The organism is Desmonostoc muscorum LEGE 12446 (assembly GCF_015207005.2).
GTDB lineage: Bacteria > Cyanobacteriota > Cyanobacteriia > Cyanobacteriales > Nostocaceae > Nostoc > Nostoc muscorum.
Genome location: NZ_JADEXS020000001.1, coordinates 6,721,906 through 6,742,479, shown reverse-complemented (window position 1 = coordinate 6,742,479; position 20,574 = coordinate 6,721,906). Strand labels below are relative to the sequence as shown.

The following is a 20,574-nucleotide window of genomic DNA, read 5'->3' as shown; positions in this document are numbered from 1 at the left end:
CAATACCCAATCTTTAGTAGTAATTTCCAACTTTGCGATGACGAACAGCTGTCAATGCATCGGCTTTGGAGACACGACCTTCTTGGACGGTGCAGTATAAAATCCAGTGGTCACTGCACTCCATGCTGCTCTGTACTTCACATTCCATGTATGCTAGAGCATCAGTCAGAATTGGGGAGCCGTTTTTGGCGGTTTGAGTTTTCACTCCCGCAAATCTGTCAGCACCAGGATGCAAGCGCTTGAGAAAGTGCTTTTTCAGTTCTTGATAATTGCCTTCTTCCAAGACGTTGAGGACGAAGCGATCGCCTATTTGCATTAAGGAATCAATGGCGCGGTCTTTGGCAACGGCTATTGTGAATCCTAGTGGTTGCAAACTCGCTTGTGTCACCCAGGACGCTAGCATGGCACTGCTGACATCACCTTTTTTGGTGGTAATTATGTACAGTCCGTTGCTAATGCGACCCAGCGCCTTTTCCATGTTGACATCAAGGGATTTGATTTGCTTGATGTTGCGATCGCGCACCAGCAATTGTCCCAAGTCTGTACCTGCTTCTTGGCACAATTGGAATGTGGATGCTGTGGGAACTTCTTTAATCCGAATGGCTGGGAAGGCTTCTTTCACACCAGAGTCAATAAATTTTCTCCGGAGTGTATCAATGGGTTCATCATCTCCGCCATAACATTCAAATAGCCCAACTACTTGCTTGTTTTTGGCCACAGCTAGCAATGAACTGATACTAGCTTGGGCGGCAGCGGCGGTACTTGGAGGCATACCAATAATGATGCCAGCTGCTCTACCAGCTAGTTCTTGGATTTCTTGGCTCCCAGCTGTACTCAGATCCAGGACTTCTACCCCAACTCCTGTTTTCAGGATTCCTTCGGCAATTGCGTGACCAAGGCGTTCACCATACCCGTAGTCTGAGACAAAGAACAAGCCAACTGTTGTTTCTGCTTTGGCTTGTCTTTGGCTCCAATTTTCGTAGCAGCCAGTGAGAACATCTAGATGGTGATATAATAATGGCCCGTGACCGTTGGCGATAATATTAATCTTCCCTAGTTCACCCATTCTCTTCATTGCATTCAGCAGAGAACGAGCGTTAGGACCCATCAAACAGTCGTAGTAAAATCTAAAGTCAGCTTCGATCGCTTCTAAATCTTCATCGAAGGTGCGATCGTCACAGAAGTGCATCCCAAAAGCATCACAGGTGTAGAGGATTTGGGTTTTGCGGTCAAAGCTAAAGATTGTGTCCGGCCAGTGCAGGTTAGGCGCACTCACGAATTCGATTTCGTGTCCTTTGCCAATATCTATGCGATCGCCACTTTTAACAATCCGCTTGGAAAAGGGATCGTGTACTAAACCTTCTAAAAATTGCAACGCAACTTTAGAAGCTAAAACGGTGGCTCGCGGCGCTAACTGAAGCACATCTTCCACTAACCCGCTATGGTCTGGCTCTGTGTGACTAACAATTATGTAATCTATTGTCTTGGGGTTGACAAGACTTTTCAAGGTATCTAAATACAGTTGGCGAAACTTCTGGTGAGAAGTATCAACCAAAACTGTTTGTTCGCCCCTAATTAGATATGAATTGTAGGTTGTACCATTTTGCAGTCCGAATTCGATATCGAAGCGATCGCGATCCCAATCGAGAGAGCGAATCGCCGTTGTATTAGGGGCAATTTCTACAGTTTGTATAGTTAACCGATGTTGAACGTTCTCTGCGATCGCTACCATTATCCGTCTCCGAGCGCAAATTATCAGATTTTTTTCTGTCCCCATTATCCCTATTAATTTTTTTGAAAGTTGTAATGAATATTAGTTTTTGTAATTTTTAACTTGTATTAATTATTGCTATTTTTTGGCAAGATTTTTAACTCAAAAAATATACTAAATACTAATTTATCCATCAATTAATACTGAGTATTTATTTTTGCAATAAGTTATGTTTTCTGATAATTTCAAAATATCATGTACATAATATTTTTTGACTATAAAACCTGAAAAAATTCCAAAATTATCACAAAATATCAGGCTATGATAATGTCGTTTTTTTTAAAGATGTATGGATATTCAAGGGATACCAGAATTAACAAAAAAATCCTCTATTTAGGGACTTCCAGAAAATAAATTATCCCAAATTGTTTGTACATTTTTCGGGTAGCACAGCTGTCATTGGTGTCAACTTCAGCTCAAACCTTTGTCCCACAATCGTTTTACCCCACCCCTCAACCCCCTCCTCGAAGATCGGGGTGGGGTGACTCCAGATTGATTGGTAATTGAGTAAGTTTTCTCTAACGTCATTACAAGGTTTTTACGTTAAGTTGACACTAATGCACAGCTGTGCGCCCCTACGAGAACGCATTTAGGCCAAGCGGTAGGGGGAGGGGCAGTCGTGTTAAGTCCAGAAATTGGGATAATTTATTTTTTGGAGTTTCCTATGTTGAAAGATGAATTTGGTAAAAGTAAATGCTCTCCCCTCTGATAAGTAAGAAAGGTAAGAAAGGTATGAAAGGTATGAAAAGTATGAAAAGTATGAAAGGTATGAAAAGTTTATTGCACACTTTTGATAATCATCAAAGAATAAGCAGTGAGCAGTATTTTTTAGAATGAGCGTTAAATATTTTGTTGTCTTAGCCAAGAATATTGGTACGTACAATGTAAATTTTATGTAAACTAGAGAAAACAGATATTTTTTCTGGGAGATAATAAAAGTTAATTTACTCAGAGCAGTAAAATAAAAAAACCTGTGCTTGTATATCTTTTTTTGCTCATCCAAGTCTAAAATCATCAAAAAAGAATTTTTAAAGTTTTGATAAATGCCCGGATCAATAGGAAGATGTGAAAAAGTTTAATGATACAGTTTTTTGTATTCGACATTAGGTAGCAATCAGGACAATGCCAACAAATTATTGTCCTCATAGCCATCAGCTACGGCCTCTGGCTATGCAATAAACAAACCTATACAGGCTAAGGCTGTCTAGTTTGATGCGCGTAACTTTTGACAATCAATTATCAACTTTGAAAATGTTATCAAGGCAATATTTCATGGGTGGTAGCCATCAGATTAGACGTGAGCATCCTTAATACTTATTGTTCAGTTGAATAGCGTATTATTCAGATGTATGCCGTAGCAAGTATAGAGGTCTGATATAGATATAAAAATGACAAAATTTGACTGTGTAAAAGGTTATTATTTATGGGATGCCGATTGAAAATTTTTCTAACTGAAGAAGAAAAGCTAACTCTAGAAGAGTTAAGAAAAGCCAAAGATGTTCCTCAACGTACCAAGGATCGTGCCCAAGTTTTACTGTTGAATGCTCGTGGCTTAAAAAATGAGGAAATTGCTAAAGGTTTGAACTGGGCGATTTCAACAGTACGTCAAACCCTTCATCGCTGGGAAAAGTTGGGGTTAGTAGGCTTGTGGGATGCTGCTGGCCGAGGAGGAAAAACCCGATATTCGGAATCAGATTTGATTTATCTAGAAAATTGCTTAGCTCAAGAAGCAAAGACTTATAATTCTAAAGAACTAGCAAACAAATTAGCATCTGAACGTCAAGTAAATTTGAGTGCAGATCGACTACGACGTGTACTCAAAAAAAGGGGAAGGAAGTTTGGAAATGCACCCGCAGAACTCCAGAAACAAAATATTTAACAAGAAAGAATAAAGGCGTCAGTCGTCAGAATTCAGAATTAATTCAATATCATGTCCGGTTAAAGACCCATAGTTAGGACTGACGCGGGGACACGGAGACACGGGGACGCGGAGAAATTTTTATTATGGGTAATTAGGCGGATATCATATAACGGCGATTTAACCCCGACACAAAACCTGCTACCTGTAGAGGCAGGGGAATTAAACCCCCAAACTTTGTTAAAAATCTGGTGGTCAACTTTTGTAGTGGCGGGTCTAAATCCCCCACTAAAAAGATTGCTGAATTCTGTTAGCGCAGCGGGGCGCAGCCCATTCTGAATTCTGAATTCTGTTTTAAAAGTGCTTTTGGAAGGTGGTTAAAAGAGAAATCAAACCTCGTTTAGCCACTCCAAAATACTGGCTTTACTTTCTGCTAACCCTTTATATACCAGTGACTCCAGCGACATAGACTCAATTGCAGTATACAGCTTAGACTTTAGCAGTGAATCTTTTTTAACTACACCACAATCTCTAAAGTAAGTACGAATTGTAAACAGCGCTGCTTCATACTCTGGTATTCCCCAAATGACTTGTCGCTCAATTCGCAAATAAAGCCTGGGATGTTGCAGATCAAAATCTCTACCTCGCCATTGGCTAACTGACACACCAAGCGGTGGTTCGGGATGGTGGTTCAGGCGGGTATCGTTACTCAAACCCCAAGCAAAGCGTACCATCGGTTTGTGAGTAATCATTGTATTAGCGATCGCTAAACCTCGCCGATTTATTTTTTCCATCCCCGCCACAGGCGCATGAATTGTGGCAAAATCTTGACCGATTTTTTCCTCAGCTGACCAGTGGTTGGGATAGCACAGATGAACTCCACTCAACCAGTTCCTACCATCAGCAGAACGGCAGATAATTGTCAGGTCTTCCTGCACCTGTGCTGCTAAAGCATCGAGGGTAGAAGCATAAGCTGGAACAACTTGGCTACCTTCGACTTGGTGTAACTGGAACTCTGCATCTAAATAGAGTGTTTCTTTGGTAAGTTGGCTGTGAAATTTGAGGGTGTTATGTATTGACTTTTGATAGTAAAAGTGCTTTGGGTGTTCTTGGGTAAGGCGATTAATTATTAAACGAGCGACCGCACTTGCCACAGCCTTAGAATAATTGCAGGTTTGGTAGTACTTGCTCAACCGTTCCTCACGGGCTAACAACTTAGCTTGACGGTACTGGGTAAAATTATCATCAATTTGAAATACCTGCCCATCTACCTGAGTGTTACCCAAACAGCAGCCAAAAGGCATCATCCCTGGCTTAACTTCGTAGCGTCCACTCATCAGGGGAAAGTAGCAAGCCGAATTATTAGAAGCTTCCACTGTCCTAACTTCTTGGAACAAGTTGTCTAGAGACACAGATTCTATTATGCTTGTTTTTTATTCTTCTCATTTCTAATATATACAGCAGAATCAGCGAAGGCTTCCGACGAACGAAACTCCGGAGAGTAAAACACGCTTTATACCTGGATAACAGACTTAGATTGTGTACCTCACTTTCCTTGAAATCTGCTGTAAGCTGTCGCGCCTACAAGTTGCATTATCATCTTTTAGGTAAAACCTGCAAACCTCTCCTCTGCTCCTCTGCCCCTCTGCTGCCTCAAAGTGCAAATTAAAAGCACAACAGCTTAGGGACTTCCAAATAAAAAAATATTCAATTAACTCTTGTGGGGTGGGCGTCTCGCCCGCCCAGTCCATAGGGCGGGCAAGATGCCCACCCCACAATATTGGATAATTTATTTCTTGGAGTTCCCTTATCTATGAGGGAGATCTTCAGCAGAGGGGAATAATCAATAATGAATGTCCAATCACAAATGATAAATTACTAATCATCAATTTCTTTCCAACCATGCATAGCTGCTATAGCTTTAGTAACCCATTCAATTACAATTGGGGGAGCTTCTGATATCAAGATGCTAGGATAAACTGCTGCACCCCATTCGGGATGAATTAACACACGGCATTGATTTTTAATCACTGGATAGTTGAGTAAAGCTTGAACAACTGCTGTGTCGTCGTGGGGAATTGCTCCGGGATGGGATAATAAAGGATAGCCTGTACGAGGGTCGATTAGGTCTGTTAAATAACCGCGATCGCGCAAATTAAATGCCAAATCGCAGCCAAATCTCATAAACTTTTCCCGTAAGCGTTCTTTGTCTGTCTCTACTTGGGCTGTCTTTTCCACTAGTTGATAGCGCGATTGTTGTAAAACAATCACTACTCGTAAAAATGGCTGCTGTTTCCAATCTGGTAATATCCGTTCGCAGTTGGCACAGATATATTGACTGGGGGGATGAATTGAAATTTGAACCGCTTGTCCCGTTTCGCCAACTAAATTAATGGGATAGCCTTGCTCCGAAGTGTAAACTCTGGGATAGTTCACTAAATTGATTCGGTTTTTGCAAAGTTTTTCAATTTAATCTACGGTATAGATGATAACTCTTAATAGTTGCAAAAAATCATCAAATTTATATAATAAATTAGTTTTCTTGGAAGTAGTTGTTAATAATTTGACAATTTTAATCTGATTTTTATCCTTTATTAACCTGTTTAAATGGGATTTGCTGGGTTGGCTGTTGAAATATGGGCAATCAAAAACGATATCATAGCAGTCCTAAATGACAAAGTGAAATCTTGCTGCTCAGGCTGTCAACAGTCACCACTGATATTTTTCACAACTCAAACAGGATTGCTATAGCGATTTGTAGAACCGCAAGGGGTGTATCGATTAGCTAATGGAGATTTGGTGATGAGTCGTGAGTGTCGTTGAGGTTGGAGAAAGAATTCAGAATACAGAATACAGAATACAGAATTCAGTAGGCTAACGCACCGCCAACAATTTAAGGTGCGGCGCTTGGCGACAACGCACCCTACATCAAATTTATATTTGTTCATTCAGAATTCAGAATTCTGACTCATGAATTCTTCCTTGCTAATTGAGTTTTAAAGAATTCACTGGCACCTCATCCCAAGAATCGACTGTGCGTAATCGTGCTACCCAACCTGCCGCTTTTTGTGTCTCGGTCAAATTATTCTCAAAGGAATGATGACAATCTTTGGCTTGAGATTCGTTACAACAAGCAATACAAGCATGAATCATCCCAGACGGATCGATTTGCTCATTTACCCAAATAGTCATAAAATATTCCCTCAAAAACTTTAATCAAAAAAGCTATTCATCATTTTAGAATAGTGGACTACCTATACACTTCAGGTGTCGTTACTTTTTTTAAGCATTCCGTACCATCCAAACAAAAAAGCCTAGTATCTGATCTATTGGAGGCAAAGGATAGTCAGTTAAATCAATTTCTACTATCTGCTCTACTAGCCGAAGAAACCGCCACTGAGTTCCATTGGTGATACTCCCATAGATTGCTTGTGTGGGATTTTCTTTGAGGTGGTTAAATCGCTGGGCGGCGATCATTTCTGCAATACATTGACCTATGCCAGCATTTAAGTCACCTTTTTTTGCCTCTACAATTACTACTGTAGGCGCTTCTATTTCTAGCAGTTCTGGAAAACGGCTAATTAAAAAATCGCATCGACCATCTAATCCAACTGTTGCATCCACTGTAAAATCTTGACCAGAAAAAAGGCTGATTTTACGCTCCAATATCCGACGAGCCTCTACTAGAACAGGGCTGATTATTAACTCAGATCGCGCCTTTTCGCTACCTGTCGCCACTGCTAGTGGCAAGTTTTCCTTGAGCGATTCTTGCAAGTTTGAACTAGGGCTAATTGGTTCTATTTCAGGTAAAAAGCGATCGCCCTCACGAGTGGCAATCCCAAAGGCGCTTTTTACCTTGCCAAGTGTGAATTCGTCATATGCCATTTTAACTTTGTTAAACTGTATTCCAGAACCTGGATTTTAATCCCATCAGCTGTTCATTGATGATGTGAGGGCGACACAAGCAGTACATTCACGATTATTGCAAGAGTGCGATCGCGGCGCAGCAATTTTGTATATTTCTACAGAATTAGAAGAAGTAATGGCCATGAGCGATCGCATTGCCGTAATCTACAGAGGTGAGTTTGTAGGTATTTTAGATGCACAAAGGGCGACAGTGGAAGAGATTGGTTTATTGATGGCTGGAGGAAGTGGGGAGTCGGGAAAATGAGGGAGAGAAAGGAAATAACTCCTCACTCCTCACTTCTCACTCAGCATACTCCCAGTCTCTCTTCCTCATGACACTTGACATAGTTCATAAACCCACGTTATAAAATCTTAAAGAAAATTAAATCAGTCTGCCTAATCCACTTTATTACCTAAAAACTTTTGTAAACGGTAAACCGGAGCGGAGGAACCAATTCTGGGGCGTATCTTGAAATCGATTACTTAGTGGATCTGAGATTTGAAAATGGAGACTAATCCAAAATCTAAAATCTAAAATCCAAAATCGATGACAGAAGGACATCTCTCAGTCCTAGCCCGTCAGCTAACTTCGTCGGCATTGAGAGGAGACTGAACGAGCAGCATTCTTACTAGTAATGCCTTGTTCTCGTCAGTGTCCTTTGGCTGGTAACTTTGCAGCTTCGTTGTACCTGCCCTCGGCCTTGAGGAGAGGATAATACTACCTTGATTTCTGGCGTTTGAGGCAGGATCATTTACCTTGAGGTAAAGTTCAACCATGTTCCAGAATAAGAAACATCGCATTGCCCTAATTTCTGTTGATGGTGACCCAGCTGTTGAAATTGGTCAAGAAGAAGCTGGAGGTCAAAATGTATATGTGCGTCAAGTAGGTTATGCACTAGCAAACCAAGGTTGGCAAGTGGATATGTTCACTCGTCGTAGTAGTCCTGAACAAGCTGTCATTGTTCAACATAGCCCAAACTGTCGTACTATTCGGTTAAAAGCCGGTCCAGCAGAGTTTATCGGCCGAGATAACTTATTCGACCATCTACCAGAATTCATCAGAGAATTCCAACGATTCCAGCACCAGCAAGGGTTCCGTTACTCCCTAATTCATACCAACTACTGGTTGTCTTCTTGGGTTGGCATGGAATTGAAAAAACAGCAACCGCTGATTCAGGTACACACTTACCACTCTTTAGGAGCGGTCAAATACAGAAGTATCAGTGATGTTCCTGTAATTGCTGTCCAGCGATTAGCTGTAGAAAAAGCTTGTTTGGAAACTGTAGACTGTGTGGTTGCAACTAGTCCGCAAGAGCAGAAGCATATGCGGGTACTCGTATCCAGCAAGGGAAACATTGAAATGATTCCTTGCGGCACCGATATCGACAAATTTGGGGAAATTCAGCGGTCTGTGGCGCGGGAAAAATTAGGAATTGCACCAGATGCCAAGATGGTTCTCTACGTTGGTCGCTTTGACCGCCGCAAAGGCATAGAAACCTTAGTCAGAGCCGTTGCCAAGTCTAGTTTCAGGGGTGAGGCTAACTTCCAGCTAGTGATTGGCGGTGGTAGCCGTCCTGGTCAGAGTGATGGCATCGAACGCGATCGCATTGCTAGCATCATCACAGAACTCGGACTAGAAAATTGTACAACTTTTGCCGGTCGCCTAGATGATACTGTCCTTCCCTTCTACTACGCCGCTGCTGATGTCTGCGTAGTGCCCAGCCACTATGAACCTTTTGGCTTAGTTGCCATTGAGGCAATGGCGAGTAAAACTCCAGTGGTAGCTAGTGATGTTGGTGGATTGCAATTTACTGTTGTACCAGAAGTCACAGGATTACTTGCACCCCCAAAAGATGAAGTAGCTTTTGGGGGTGCCATAGACCGCATTCTTACTAGCCCGTCTTGGCGAGACGAATTAGGCGAAGCGGCTAGGCAACGCACAGAAATTGCCTTTAGTTGGTATAGTGTCGCCTTCCGACTAACTCACTTATACACTCGTCTGCTAGCTGAAAGCGCATCCAATAGCCGACCCCCGGTTGCAGCTTAACTAACAGTGATCAATATAACTGGTAACCGATTGAACTACTGAACCTAGTTAATTAGGGAGTCAAAACCATGCTAAACATTGGAGATTATGCTTTGCATCAAAGAACAGGGCAGGTTGGTCAAGTTTTAGGTTATGGACATCAGTTAATGGATGGAGTTTATATAACCACCCTCAAAGTTAGAATGACCAAGCGTCAAGGAACTCGCCGTCAAAGCACATTTGTGGAAGACGCTTACTCTACTTGGACGCTGACACAGGGAACATAAAAAACACCCAATTACTTACTTCTTGTGGGGTGGGCGTCTCGCCCGCCCGTAACCAAACCCAAACAAGATGTCGCAATCAAATACCAGTCCTATATATAGCAATCCGATTTGATTTGGAGAATCACTCGTAGAGGTAAGGGACTGGGGACTGGGGACTGGGGACTGGGGACTGGGAAGAAGGAATAAAGGTGTACCTAGCTTCCTAAAAATCAAATATGAGTCCTATATAAATAATTTTGTTTAATTATTGAATCCGTTATAGCTACTGAATTTTTGATGCGATAATAGCAATAAATACAGCAAGACCTAGCGCTCTGCGAAAATAATTAACGCCTTGAAATAATTCCAGCCAAGCCCAAGTAAACAAAGAACCATTTGCCAGTATTTCTAACACTGTATTGATTTTGCCACTTGTAAAAATTAGAGCTAGCAAACTGGTTACTATCCAAACAATAAGGGGCAGGTTTGGCATCTGAGCTATAACAATTTTGCCATCGCTGTCACGGAAGGTTTTATCAATTAATGTATTTTCCATCATTTTTAATTTGTGAGATGAGAGCGGCAAAAGATATTCATAGTATCACTGAGCGCGACACGCTCTGCAATGCTGCAAGGTCGCTTGACGAGCTGATGCTTTAACTTTACACTAATTGTCCCAAAGTCCGCTTGTAACCAAAGAAGGACAAGATTCTACGCCACAAGAGGCAAAAAATCAAAAATTTCAGTGGATAATCATGATAGCGATCGCACCTCTTAAAATGAATTAGTGTAGCTAATTACTGCTGGAGGTACTCAAATATGGGGCAGCTAAAGTCCGCCGAGGAAATGCCTGGTACTTATGGCTTGCCCGTCTTGGGCGAGACTTTGGAAATATTCCGCGATTTAGAACTGTATCTATGGCGGCGATTTCATCAATATGGTTCAGTCTTTAAGACCAGGGTGATGGGACATAAACGTGCTTATTTAATTGGCCCTGATGCTAATCGCCTGGTGCTGGTGGAACAAGCAGAAAATATGTCATCGCGGATTGGCTGGTATTTCCTGGAACCCACATTTGGCAACAATATTTTATTACAAGACGGGGAAGAACATCGGCTAACTCGTCGCTTAATGTATCCAGCATTTCACGGAAAAGCGATCGCCACATATTTCCACACAATTCAAAATATAGTGGAAGACTTCCTCAAAGATTGGGGAGAACAGGGAACAATTTCTTTAAATTCTAGTTTCCGCCAGTTAACCCTGAGAGTTGCTACTCGCCTGTTTTTGGGGAGTCAAAACAAAAGCGAAGTAGAGCAAACTAGTCAGTGGTTTACACAATTAATTGATAGCAGTTTGGCAATACTCAAATGGAATGCCCCTTTTACTTTATACGGTCGCGGTCAAAATGCCAGGAGTAAATTAGTCGCTTTTTTGAATCAAGCGATCGCCAAGCGTATCGAAGATGGTAATTTAGAAGAATCAAAAGATGTTTTAGGATTATTGCTAGCTGCTGTTGATGAAGACGGCAATAAATTAAGCCAAGCACAGGTAATCAACGAAGCATTATTACTACTGTTTGCTGGACATGAAACCACAGCTTCTTTGCTAAGTTGGGTAATATTTGAATTAGGTCATCATCCAGAATGGCGAGAGCGACTGCGTAAAGAACAGTTAGCAGTTGTGGGAAATAATCCCCTAACTCTGTCTCACCTCAAACAACTTCCAGAGTTAACCAACGTCCTTAAAGAAGCAGAACGCCTTTATCCCCCAGTGTATGCCTATAATCGTGGCGTCCTCAAAGATATTGAGTATGCAGGCTATCGCATTCCCGCTGGTTGGTTTGTGACGATTTCCCCAATGCTGACTCACCGTCTACCAGAACTTTACACCGATCCCGATCGCTTTGACCCCGACCGCTTTGCACCACCTCGTGAAGAAGATAAAAAGCATCCTTTTGGACTCATCGGTTTTGGTAATGGTTCCCACAGCTGCTTAGGCATGGAATTTGCCCAAATGGAAATGAAAATCGTGCTTTCTACACTGCTTCGCCATTACGATTGGACAGTCAAACCGGATTATTCTGAGATTACTCCATATTGTAAAGCTTCTAAAGTTAAGGACACTTTAGAAGCGTATATTACAGTAATTTGATTGGAAGTCTACTGTCTAGCTGCTGCTATCAAATGTTGATGTACTAAATACTCAAATTGATAGAGATAAGCAGCAATAATTACTTGAATTAAATTTGAGATTGTCAACAGAGGTGGTGCTTCATTTTTAAATAAAGTTAATAAATTAAATAAATCAGGAGATGGCGAGAAAAGTCCTAAAATACCAAATACTATGACTGCTGAGAGAATATTTACCGACCAACCATATAGTCCTTCCCACCAACTGAGCAAACTTGGAAAAACTCCTGGGGCTGATTCTATTTCTGTTACTCGGCTTTCTGGGAAGAAGTTATCTAAAAACCGATGTAGCCAATGGTGAACAAATGCCACCAATATGATAGGAGAAAGTTGGGCTACCAAACTAAATAAATAGATTAATTTGATAAAAATCAGCCTGGGTAGCAAATTAATCAACATGAAAATAATCATTCCAAGATAAGCGATCGCGTGTTGTAAACCAATTATTAGTAGAATAAGAGCGATCGCATTCACCCAAAACCGGGGAGTAGGAATCCAAGAAGGCCAATTTTGCATAAATTTTTTTAGAATGTTTGAAAAGCCCTAATCCTAGCTGAATTTCTAGATTTTGATGAAGTTTTGTAAGGAAACTTGCACCATCACCATAAAATCTGCAATCAGAAACACTTATGGTGGCAGGACTCCTGAAAATCACCTCAATACTAATCTACTGGTAGCAAAATTAAAAGGCAAATATGAGTGCCCTGATCCTCAATTTATATCCCACCATTGAACTAACAGATGAGCAATTCTTCCAACTGTGTCAGAATAATCGAGATTTGCGACTTGAGCGCACGGCAGAGGGAGAATTAATTATTATGCCACCAACTGGATGGGAAAGCGGAAATCGCAATAGTAGACTGACACAGCGCTTAGGTAATTGGGCTGACGCTGATGGTACAGGGCTGGCTTTTGACTCTTCAACGGGTTTCAAACTTCCTAATGGTGCAAATCGGTCTCCTGATGCGTCTTGGGTGAGTCGCCAGCGATTAGAAGCCCTAAATCCAGACCCCGACAGATTCCTACCAATGGCACCCGATTTTGTAGTGGAATTACGTTCTGCTTCAGACAGCTTAAAAACTGTACAAGAAAAGATGCGGGAATATATTAACAATGGTGTGCGTTTGGGTTGGCTAATTGACCCCCAGAATCAACGCGTAGAAATTTATCGCCCAGGACAGGATGTTGAGATTCTGCCATCGCCCACTAGTTTATCAGGAGAGGATGTCTTGCGTGGGTTTGTGTTGGATTTAGCGCAAATTTTGAATTAAGTATTGTTTTACGTCAAAATCGCCCCACCCATCAACCGTTCATACCGATATTTCAACTCTTCCTTCATCAAATTCCAGCGCTCTAAAGTAACATCCATCTCGATGATTTTCTCCGCTGCTTGGCGTGCTAAAAGTAAAACTTCCTCATCTTCCAGCAAACTCGCTAATGTAAAATCTGGCACTCCAGATTGACGAGTTCCCAGTACTTGCCCTGGACCACGAAAACGCATATCCATTTCCGAAATGAAAAAGCCATCCTGGGACTGTTCTAACACCTTCAGCCGTTGTTGAGCATCAGGACTCCTAGAACTACTCATCAACAAACAGTAGGATTGAGCCGCGCCACGACCAACACGCCCCCGTAATTGGTGCAGTTGCGATAAGCCAAATCGCTCTGCATGTTCAATGAGCATAACTGTAGCATTAGGTACATCTACACCCACCTCAACAACAGTAGTCGAAACTAAAATTTGTGTTTCGTTATCACGGAATTTAGTAATCGCTTCGTCCTTTTCGGCTGAACTCATGCGACCATGCAGCAGCCCCACCTGAAAATCTGGGAAAACGCTTTCCTGTAACTTTTGATGCTCATCAACAGCCGATCGCAAATCTAATTTTTCCGATTCTTCTACCAACGGCAAAACTACATAAACTTGTCTTCCTTGGGCAACTTCTCGACGCATCAAGTCGTAAGCATGGTTGCGTTGCTGACCTGATAGCACTGTTGTCTGAATCTTTTGCCGTCCTGGTGGTAACTCGTCAATTTGGCTAACATCTAAATCCCCGTGTATCGTCAGTGCTAGTGTTCGCGGAATTGGAGTAGCTGTCATAGTTAACACATGGGGTTGCTGGCCTTTTTGCTGTAAACGCGCCCGTTGTTCTACCCCAAAGCGATGCTGTTCATCAATCACTACTAACCCCAATTGCTGGAAATTTACAGGGTCTTGAATCAAAGCATGAGTTCCCACTAACAACGGCAATTCACCGGTTTCCAACTGAGAATGTATTTGTCTGCGTTTAGCAGTTTTAGTAGAACCTGTCAGTAATTCCACTGGTAAATGCAGCAGGTTAAACCAACTAACTAACTTGCGATAATGCTGTTCTGCCAAAACTTCTGTAGGAGCCATTAGCGCCGCTTGGTAGCCAGATTGAATTGCTGCAAGGATAGCCAGCACAGCAACAACAGTTTTCCCAGAACCGACATCGCCCTGTACCAAACGATTCATCGGTGCGGGTTTTTGCAAGTCGTTGAGGATATCGTTGATGACTCGTTGCTGTGCGCCAGTGAGTTTAAAAGGCAGTATTTCGTAGAATTTCTCTATCAATTGACCGCGTGGGGCGAGGATAGCGCTGGTTTGAATTGCCCTTGCTTGTTGTTGACGTTGCAGTAAACCGAGTTGCAGGTAGAAAAACTCATCAAAAACTAAGCGACGACGGGCGACTTGCAGAGTTTCGCCGTCCTTAGGAAAGTGGATATTAGCGATCGCATCTTTCAATTCCATCAAAGCATATTTCTGCCGCAAACCACTTGGCAGAGGGTCTTTCAGTTGAGCCGCAGCAGGCAAAGCAGCAATTACCGCTTGTCGCACTGAATTCGCCACCACTCCCTCAGTCAATGCATAAATTGGCACTACGCGTCCAATATTCAGCGACTCAATGGGATCTCCTGGATTTGCCAAAACCTCTAATTCTGGATTATCCAGCGTCAAGCCGTATTTACTTTCTTTCACCAACCCACACGCCGCTATAATGCTACCTACAGAATAACGGCGTTTTAAACTTTCTTGCCAACCGCGACTACTAAAACGTGTACCTGCGTAAAAACGCCCAATTTTAATTTGACCGCTGTTATCTTTTACTACCAGTTCTAAAATTGATAATTTCTGATTCTTGGGGCTAGTAAAGCAGTTGCAACGCTTCACTGTCGCCACTATTGTTACCGTCTCACCCGCCTGTAACTCGCGGATATTCACCTGACGCGCATAATCAATGTGGTCGCGGGGATAATAAAAAAGCAAATCGCGGACGGTTTGTAAACCAAGACGTGCTAAATTATCAGCTCTTTTAAAGCCTATTTCCGGTAAATCACTGAGTTTTTGCTCAATCTTTGGAGCAAGCCTCCGACTCACCTCAGCAACAATTGGAGATGTTGGATTTTGGTTTTTGGATTGATAAGTTCTCCTCTGCTCCCCTGCTCCCTTGCTCCCTTGCTCCGCCTCGTCTTCCTGCTGTATTTGATAAAGATACCGACGAGTCTCTGCTACCAAGTTTTGCCTTTCCTCCAGTGCTAGATGTGGATAACTAGCAAATTGCACCGCTAGTCCTTGCCAACGGCGGCGTTCACTTTGGGGTAAACCTGTGGGAAATTTCCCGAAAGTTAGGCTCAGGAATTCGCTGAAGCGGTATTCCCTGCCCATCAAGTCTGTAAAGCCACGTTCGGCTTCTATTGCCAAGGCTTTATGCAATCGTATCCAATCTGGTTTTTCATTACTCATTGGTCAGCAGAGTGAGGAGTTAGGAGTTAGGAGTGAAGAGTTAGGAGTGAGGAGTTACGAATAAATAACTCATAACTCATAACTCATAATTCATAACTCATAACTTTATTCAAACCAACTAGCACGCCATGCAGCTTCAGCTTCAGCAACTGCTCTTTCTCGAAGTTTCTTTTGATACTCTCGTTCTAGCTTGTTTAGCTGAACTAAGATACCGCGGATTTGCCTGCGCTCAGATGAGAGTGTAGGATCAGCAAATTCAATTTCCCCTAGTCGCAAATTAATAGCCATAATCTGCGTCAGACTAGAATCTTCTGACTGCTGCTCATTTTCAATTTCAATTACTAAGTTTAATAAATTGGGTGGCCCTGGCATTATCTCGGCAGATGCTTCTGATGCAGCCGCAGCCGCAGCTGCTAAAATCGGTTCTGGTAATTTTTTGGGTAATATCCCGGCTTTTTGTAATAAAAGATTAGCATCATGGGAAACTTTTTTCAGTATCTCTTGGGTAACCTCCTCTAAGTTCTGTTGCCATTTTGCCAGTTCTATAGGACTAGAGGTGTCTGGAGATAAGAAGGATGAGGGGGATGAGGGGGATGAGGGAGATAAAGAAGTATTTTCTTCCTCATCTGGTGCTAATTCTTCATCTTCCCCTGCTCCCTCATCTTCCCCTGCCCCCTCATCTCCCCCTGCCCCCTCATCTCCCTCATCTCCCTCATCTCCCTCATCTCCCTCACTTTTAATATAAGTAACCAACTGCTCAGCTGCCACTTGGCCTAACTTGCGGATGGCTTGTTGCAATTGTTGGCGCTGACTCAATGACAAATGCAGGAAGCTTTCAGGATACCCTTGAGTACAAAGGTGGTAAGTAGCTAGAATCAACTGTTTTTGTACAGCTAGTCCCAAGGTGGCTAGATAACTAGCATAAGCGGTTTGTAATTCTAGTGCGATCGCTCCAATCGCTTCTTTGAGTGCTGCAATATCCCGCTCAATTCGCTCGATTGCTCTTGCCATAACTTCTCGCTCTTACCCATATCAATCATTAATAGTACAAATATACTTATTTATTTGAGGATATATAGCGGTTCCCATTCAGATGCAGTACAACATCATATCGCAAGGTGTAGGGGCACGGCACTGCCGTGCCCTTACAGGTGTACCTCATTCAAATGAAAATCGCTATAACTTTCCTAAGCATTTTAAATTTTGAATTATATGGGAAATTTCGCTGCTCTATTAATAAAATACAGGTCAGGCTATTGGCTTGACCTGTCCTTAAAGAAGTTAGGAGTTATGAATTAAGAAGTTAGGAGTTATCAATTATGAGTTATGAATTATCAAGCCAACTCCAAACTCCAAACTCCTAACTCCTAACTAAATCTTACTTGCCGCCCATTTGTGCAGCGACTTCCTCAGCAAAGTTACTTTCTTGCTTTTCAATGCCTTCGCCCAGTACATAGCGGACAAAGCGATTTACTTGGATGTCTTCGCCTACTTGCCCCTTGACTTGCTTCAACAATTCTTCTACAGAAATACTTTGATCGCGGATGTAAGGCTGATCTAGCAAAGTTAATTCTTTGAGGCGTTTGTCAATCCGTCCCTGAACAATCTTTTCTTTGATGTTATCTGGCTTGTTGGCCAAATCATCCTTGCCCATTTCAATGTCTTTTTCTTTTTGAGCGATCGCGGTAGGAATTTGGTCTACGCTCACATACTCGACATTCGGACATGCCGCAACTTGCATTGCAGCGTTCCGTGCCAAGGATTGGAACTCTTCCTTACCAGCTGCTGAGTCAGTTTGAGAACCCAACTCTACCAATACACCAACTCGACCGCCAGTGTGAATGTAGCTATCTACTACACCTTGCTTGTCTTCTGCTAGTGCAAACTTGATAAAGCGACGTAGTTGGATGTTTTCACCAAGTGTGGCAATAGTTTGCTTGATAAATTCATCTACACTAACGCTTTCATTTTCAGAATAGGGTTGAGCTAACAAGGACTCAACACTGTCAGCATTTGTTGCAAGCTTTGCTAGGTTCTTAACCAAAGCTTTAAAAGCTTCGTTACGAGCAACAAAATCGGTTTGGCAGTTCACTTCTATGAGTACACCCACTCGACTACCAGGTTCAATGTAGGTGTCTACTAGACCTTCTGCTGCAATGCGATCGCTTTTTTTACCCGCCGAAGTGATGCCCTTTTTCCGTAGCCAGTCTGCGGCTTCTTCTATGTTGCCATCAGTTTCTTTCAGCGCCTTTTTGCAGTCCATCATGCCGGCACCAGTTTTTTGGCGTAGCTCTTGGACGAGTTTTGCAGATATTTCCGCCATGTTGCCTCAATTTCTAACTTGACCTCGAGTTGTAATCGCTCACCTAATTTAGTGCTGAGTGCTGAGTTTTGAGTGTTCAGTTATCAATTTTGACAACTCACAACTTACAACTTCAAAAATCAACAGATTCACCACTATGCGATTTGCTGAGTATTTCTATCTTACTCAGCAATGCCACTTGCTCCACTTGGGGAGACCCCATCGCCTTTGGCGTCTCCCCTTGGGAGAAGACCGCAGTAGTTCCTCAGCACTCAGCACTCACTACTATTCTTCTTCTTCTTCGTCGGGAATCAGGGTGTCAGTATACTCGCCTTCCTCGTAGTCTTCGTCATACTCAGTACCATCGTAGTCTTCGTAATCCTCTTCAACATCGAGTTGACCGTGACGACCTTCATAAATGGCATCTGCCAATTTTCCGACTATCAGCTTAATCGACCTGATGGCATCGTCGTTTGCGGGGATGGGGATATCCACTACATCTGGGTCGCAGTTTGTATCCAGCATGGACACAATGGGAATGTTGAGTTTTTGGCATTCTTGAACAGCGTTATATTCCCGTCGTTGGTCTACAATCACCACGATATCGGGCACTTTTCGCATTGTTTTAATGCCACCCAAGTATTTTTGCAGCTTCGCCATTTCCCGACGTAGCATCGACGCTTCTTTTTTCGGCAATAAATCTAGTGCGCCGCTTTCTTCCCGCCGTTCCAAATCTTTGAGGCGGTCTACCCGTGTTTTAATAGTTGTCCAGTTGGTCAACATACCGCCCAACCAGCGTTGGTTAATGTAATGGGAACCGCAACGGCTGGCTTCTTGGGCAATAATTCCAGCAGCTTGCCGCTTAGTGCCGACGAAAAGAAATTTCTTTCCTTGCTCTGCCTGCGATCGCATATAAGTATAAGCATTATCCATCAACTGGGCAGTCTGCACCAAGTCGATGATATGTACACCATTGCGGGAAGTGTAAATGTAAGGAGACATTTTTGGGTTCCAACGCCGGGTCTGATGCCCAAAGTGAACCCCTGACTCCATCATTTGAGCCAATGAAACAACTGGCATATATTTTTTAACTCCGATTCGGGTTAAACCTCCATCCAAGCGTATTTCCCAATAAGGAAACACCCGAATTCTCAGATGTGCGAGATTAGTTAGCCATACTAGGTTAGCATATTCGGGAAAGTTAGGGGATTGGGGATTGGGGAGTGGGGAGTGGGGAGTGGGACACGGAAAAGAGAAGACCAGGTTACGGGGACGCAAGGTAAAGACTGGTTGCAAGTTGTCTCCCTATCTCCCTATTCCCTCATCTCCCAGTCCCCAGTCACCAGTCACCAGTCCCCACTCACCACTCCCCACTCCCTAACTACGCAAACTCGATAGTCTCAACAAACTCTAAAATATTCTCCTTGATATATTCGGCTTCTTCTTCAATGGAATCGGGAGTTTCGCCGTTAAGAAAGCTGTGCTGGCTGCTAACTATATACAAAAATTCACCACTGATAAATATCAGTAGCCCTCGATACGCATCTAATCTAACGGCAGTTCCATTATTTTCTTGCTTGGAAATCGTCGAACCTTTCGGCATATTGATTAAGACGTAGTAAGCTCCTTGTAAAGTATCTTCTAAGTATTCAGTATATTCTACAGTTGCATCTGGTACATTTGCCAAAATCGCTTGGGGCACGTACTTGTCTACTAAGATTGATTGTAAATATTTTTGTTGTCCAAGAGATTCGAGTTCCTCTGACTGTTCCACGGGAAAAGGATAATAATCGATTCTCAGCAAAGTACCAATGTCATCGGAAAAGCCAACTACTCCTTCCTGACTTTGAATTCTACCGCCGTTTTCGGGATCAACTGGAACCGGCACTGTAAAATTCCCTAAGGGGGATTGATATGCCTCTTGAGCATATTCTTCTATAATTACTGTCTCATCTTCGTCATCTGTATATTCTTCCTCTTCTGCTTCTTGAAAGGCTGCAATTACCTCCTTAATGATTTCGTCTGCTTCTTCATCTTCAAGTTCCAAGGCTGTTTGTAGCTTTTTGAGGTAGGCTTGTTTCTGTTTAGGAATGGCAAGTTCATCGTCTAAAAGCACTATCACCCCGGCGGCGAAACCATCAAGTACTAACTCATCGGAGAGAGAAATTTTAGCGGTATTAAATAAGACACCAAGTCCTTCGTCTTCTGCAATACCTATGAGTCGATCTACGATTTCGATAATTTCGTCTTCTGAGTATTCCTCAAAGACCTCGAATTCCCAAAGAATACCTGCTAAGCTTTCTGCATCGACATCTTCAATGGATAAATCAGCGATCGCTGTCACAGTTGCGATCGCCGCCACGGCTTCCTCTGGACTTAGCGATTCCTCTGATGTCTCTGATGAGTTAAAAATCTTGTCATATTTGCTCATAATTCTTACCAGCATCAATTGGTTTATAGTAATAACAGTTTGAAAGTGACAATGGT

At 42.6% G+C, this 20,574-nt stretch carries 17 protein-coding genes, 1 pseudogene and 1 riboswitch; of the genes and pseudogenes, 6 read left to right on the top strand and 12 right to left on the bottom strand.

Annotation, left to right across the window (positions count from 1 at the left end):
• Positions 1-13: 13 nt before the first annotated feature.
• Entirely contained in the window at positions 14-1,732 is a 1,719-nt protein-coding gene (locus tag IQ276_RS27970; RefSeq protein WP_235116349.1) for a diflavin flavoprotein, read from the bottom strand.
• Positions 1,733-3,194: 1,462 nt separating this feature from the next.
• Here IQ276_RS27970 and IQ276_RS27965 point away from each other — a divergent pair.
• The gene (locus IQ276_RS27965) at positions 3,195-3,650 is read left to right on the top strand and encodes a helix-turn-helix domain-containing protein (RefSeq protein WP_235116040.1); all 456 of its coding nucleotides are present in this window, start codon (positions 3,195-3,197) and stop codon (positions 3,648-3,650) included.
• 368 nt (positions 3,651-4,018) lie between these two features.
• Here IQ276_RS27965 and IQ276_RS27960 read toward each other — a convergent pair whose 3' ends face one another.
• The 4 genes from IQ276_RS27960 to IQ276_RS27945 form a co-directional block, all read right to left on the bottom strand.
• The gene (locus tag IQ276_RS27960) at positions 4,019-4,966 is read right to left on the bottom strand and encodes a heme-dependent oxidative N-demethylase family protein (RefSeq protein ID WP_255264423.1); all 948 of its coding nucleotides are present in this window, start codon (positions 4,964-4,966) and stop codon (positions 4,019-4,021) included.
• 541 nt (positions 4,967-5,507) lie between these two features.
• Positions 5,508-6,065, bottom strand: a complete 558-nt coding sequence (locus IQ276_RS27955) for a methylmalonic aciduria and homocystinuria type D protein (RefSeq protein ID WP_190877813.1) — start codon at positions 6,063-6,065, stop codon at positions 5,508-5,510.
• A 549-nt stretch (positions 6,066-6,614) separates the two neighbouring features.
• Positions 6,615-6,821, bottom strand: a complete 207-nt coding sequence (locus IQ276_RS27950; RefSeq protein ID WP_193923132.1) for a glycogen debranching protein — start codon at positions 6,819-6,821, stop codon at positions 6,615-6,617.
• Between the two features lie 90 nt (positions 6,822-6,911).
• On the bottom strand, positions 6,912-7,514 hold the full coding sequence (locus IQ276_RS27945) for a hypothetical protein (protein ID WP_193923129.1): 603 nt from the start codon (positions 7,512-7,514) through the stop codon (positions 6,912-6,914).
• A 61-nt stretch (positions 7,515-7,575) separates the two neighbouring features.
• Here IQ276_RS27945 and IQ276_RS27940 point away from each other — a divergent pair.
• From IQ276_RS27940 to IQ276_RS27930, 3 genes and pseudogenes are all read left to right on the top strand, one after another.
• Positions 7,576-7,800, top strand: a pseudogene (locus IQ276_RS27940) (heme ABC transporter ATP-binding protein); the annotation flags it as partial.
• 135 nt (positions 7,801-7,935) lie between these two features.
• Positions 7,936-8,148: riboswitch (cyclic di-AMP (ydaO/yuaA leader) on the top strand.
• 162 nt (positions 8,149-8,310) lie between these two features.
• Positions 8,311-9,582, top strand: coding sequence for a glycosyltransferase (locus tag IQ276_RS27935; protein WP_193923127.1), 1,272 nt, complete (start codon positions 8,311-8,313; stop codon positions 9,580-9,582).
• 68 nt (positions 9,583-9,650) lie between these two features.
• Positions 9,651-9,848 (top strand): hypothetical protein, encoded by a 198-nt coding sequence (locus IQ276_RS27930; protein WP_190884303.1) that lies wholly within the window; start codon positions 9,651-9,653, stop codon positions 9,846-9,848.
• A 262-nt stretch (positions 9,849-10,110) separates the two neighbouring features.
• Here IQ276_RS27930 and IQ276_RS27925 read toward each other — a convergent pair whose 3' ends face one another.
• On the bottom strand, positions 10,111-10,383 hold the full coding sequence (locus IQ276_RS27925) for a hypothetical protein (protein WP_190884307.1): 273 nt from the start codon (positions 10,381-10,383) through the stop codon (positions 10,111-10,113).
• A 263-nt stretch (positions 10,384-10,646) separates the two neighbouring features.
• On the opposite strand from IQ276_RS27925, the gene IQ276_RS27920 reads away from it, so the two are divergent.
• Positions 10,647-11,981: a cytochrome P450 gene (locus IQ276_RS27920; protein ID WP_193920437.1), complete on the top strand. Its 1,335-nt coding sequence runs from the start codon at positions 10,647-10,649 to the stop codon at positions 11,979-11,981.
• 8 nt (positions 11,982-11,989) lie between these two features.
• Here IQ276_RS27920 and IQ276_RS27915 read toward each other — a convergent pair whose 3' ends face one another.
• On the bottom strand, positions 11,990-12,535 hold the full coding sequence (locus IQ276_RS27915) for a hypothetical protein (RefSeq protein WP_193920439.1): 546 nt from the start codon (positions 12,533-12,535) through the stop codon (positions 11,990-11,992).
• A gap of 179 nt (positions 12,536-12,714) precedes the next feature.
• Here IQ276_RS27915 and IQ276_RS27910 point away from each other — a divergent pair, with 179 nt between their 5' ends.
• Entirely contained in the window at positions 12,715-13,290 is a 576-nt protein-coding gene (locus IQ276_RS27910) for a Uma2 family endonuclease (RefSeq protein WP_193920441.1), read from the top strand.
• An 8-nt stretch (positions 13,291-13,298) separates the two neighbouring features.
• Here the strand turns inward: IQ276_RS27910 and recG are convergent, their stop codons facing one another.
• The 5 genes from recG to IQ276_RS27885 form a co-directional block, all read right to left on the bottom strand.
• Complete coding sequence (gene recG, locus IQ276_RS27905) at positions 13,299-15,785, bottom strand: ATP-dependent DNA helicase RecG (protein WP_193920443.1); 2,487 nt, start codon at positions 15,783-15,785, stop codon at positions 13,299-13,301.
• Between the two features lie 105 nt (positions 15,786-15,890).
• Complete coding sequence (locus tag IQ276_RS27900) at positions 15,891-16,796, bottom strand: hypothetical protein (protein WP_235116039.1); 906 nt, start codon at positions 16,794-16,796, stop codon at positions 15,891-15,893.
• Positions 16,797-17,163: 367 nt separating this feature from the next.
• Entirely contained in the window at positions 17,164-18,108 is a 945-nt protein-coding gene (tsf, locus tag IQ276_RS27895) for a translation elongation factor Ts (RefSeq protein ID WP_193924977.1), read from the bottom strand.
• A gap of 264 nt (positions 18,109-18,372) precedes the next feature.
• Positions 18,373-19,167, bottom strand: coding sequence for a 30S ribosomal protein S2 (rpsB, locus tag IQ276_RS27890; protein WP_190883836.1), 795 nt, complete (start codon positions 19,165-19,167; stop codon positions 18,373-18,375).
• A gap of 301 nt (positions 19,168-19,468) precedes the next feature.
• Positions 19,469-20,518, bottom strand: coding sequence for a tellurite resistance TerB family protein (locus IQ276_RS27885; RefSeq protein WP_190883848.1), 1,050 nt, complete (start codon positions 20,516-20,518; stop codon positions 19,469-19,471).
• Positions 20,519-20,574 lie beyond the last annotated feature (56 nt).

Excerpts from the sequence above, each read along its gene's own strand:
- IQ276_RS27945 (WP_193923129.1), bottom strand. The coding sequence starts at position 7,514 with ATGGCATATGACGAATTCACACTTGGCAAGGTAAAAAGCGCCTTTGGG.
- IQ276_RS27920 (WP_193920437.1), top strand. The coding sequence starts at position 10,647 with ATGGGGCAGCTAAAGTCCGCCGAGGAAATGCCTGGTACTTATGGCTTG.
- IQ276_RS27900 (WP_235116039.1), bottom strand. The coding sequence starts at position 16,796 with ATGGCAAGAGCAATCGAGCGAATTGAGCGGGATATTGCAGCACTCAAA.
- IQ276_RS27915 (WP_193920439.1), bottom strand. The coding sequence starts at position 12,535 with ATGCAAAATTGGCCTTCTTGGATTCCTACTCCCCGGTTTTGGGTGAAT.
- IQ276_RS27965 (WP_235116040.1), top strand. The coding sequence starts at position 3,195 with ATGGGATGCCGATTGAAAATTTTTCTAACTGAAGAAGAAAAGCTAACT.
- IQ276_RS27925 (WP_190884307.1), bottom strand. The coding sequence starts at position 10,383 with ATGGAAAATACATTAATTGATAAAACCTTCCGTGACAGCGATGGCAAA.
- IQ276_RS27910 (WP_193920441.1), top strand. The coding sequence starts at position 12,715 with ATGAGTGCCCTGATCCTCAATTTATATCCCACCATTGAACTAACAGAT.
- recG (WP_193920443.1), bottom strand. The coding sequence starts at position 15,785 with ATGAGTAATGAAAAACCAGATTGGATACGATTGCATAAAGCCTTGGCA.
- rpsB (WP_190883836.1), bottom strand. The coding sequence starts at position 19,167 with ATGCCAGTTGTTTCATTGGCTCAAATGATGGAGTCAGGGGTTCACTTT.
- IQ276_RS27885 (WP_190883848.1), bottom strand. The coding sequence starts at position 20,518 with ATGAGCAAATATGACAAGATTTTTAACTCATCAGAGACATCAGAGGAA.
- tsf (WP_193924977.1), bottom strand. The coding sequence starts at position 18,108 with ATGGCGGAAATATCTGCAAAACTCGTCCAAGAGCTACGCCAAAAAACT.
- IQ276_RS27960 (WP_255264423.1), bottom strand. The coding sequence starts at position 4,966 with ATGAGTGGACGCTACGAAGTTAAGCCAGGGATGATGCCTTTTGGCTGC.
- IQ276_RS27970 (WP_235116349.1), bottom strand. The coding sequence starts at position 1,732 with ATGGTAGCGATCGCAGAGAACGTTCAACATCGGTTAACTATACAAACT.
- IQ276_RS27930 (WP_190884303.1), top strand. The coding sequence starts at position 9,651 with ATGCTAAACATTGGAGATTATGCTTTGCATCAAAGAACAGGGCAGGTT.
- IQ276_RS27935 (WP_193923127.1), top strand. The coding sequence starts at position 8,311 with ATGTTCCAGAATAAGAAACATCGCATTGCCCTAATTTCTGTTGATGGT.
- IQ276_RS27950 (WP_193923132.1), bottom strand. The coding sequence starts at position 6,821 with ATGACTATTTGGGTAAATGAGCAAATCGATCCGTCTGGGATGATTCAT.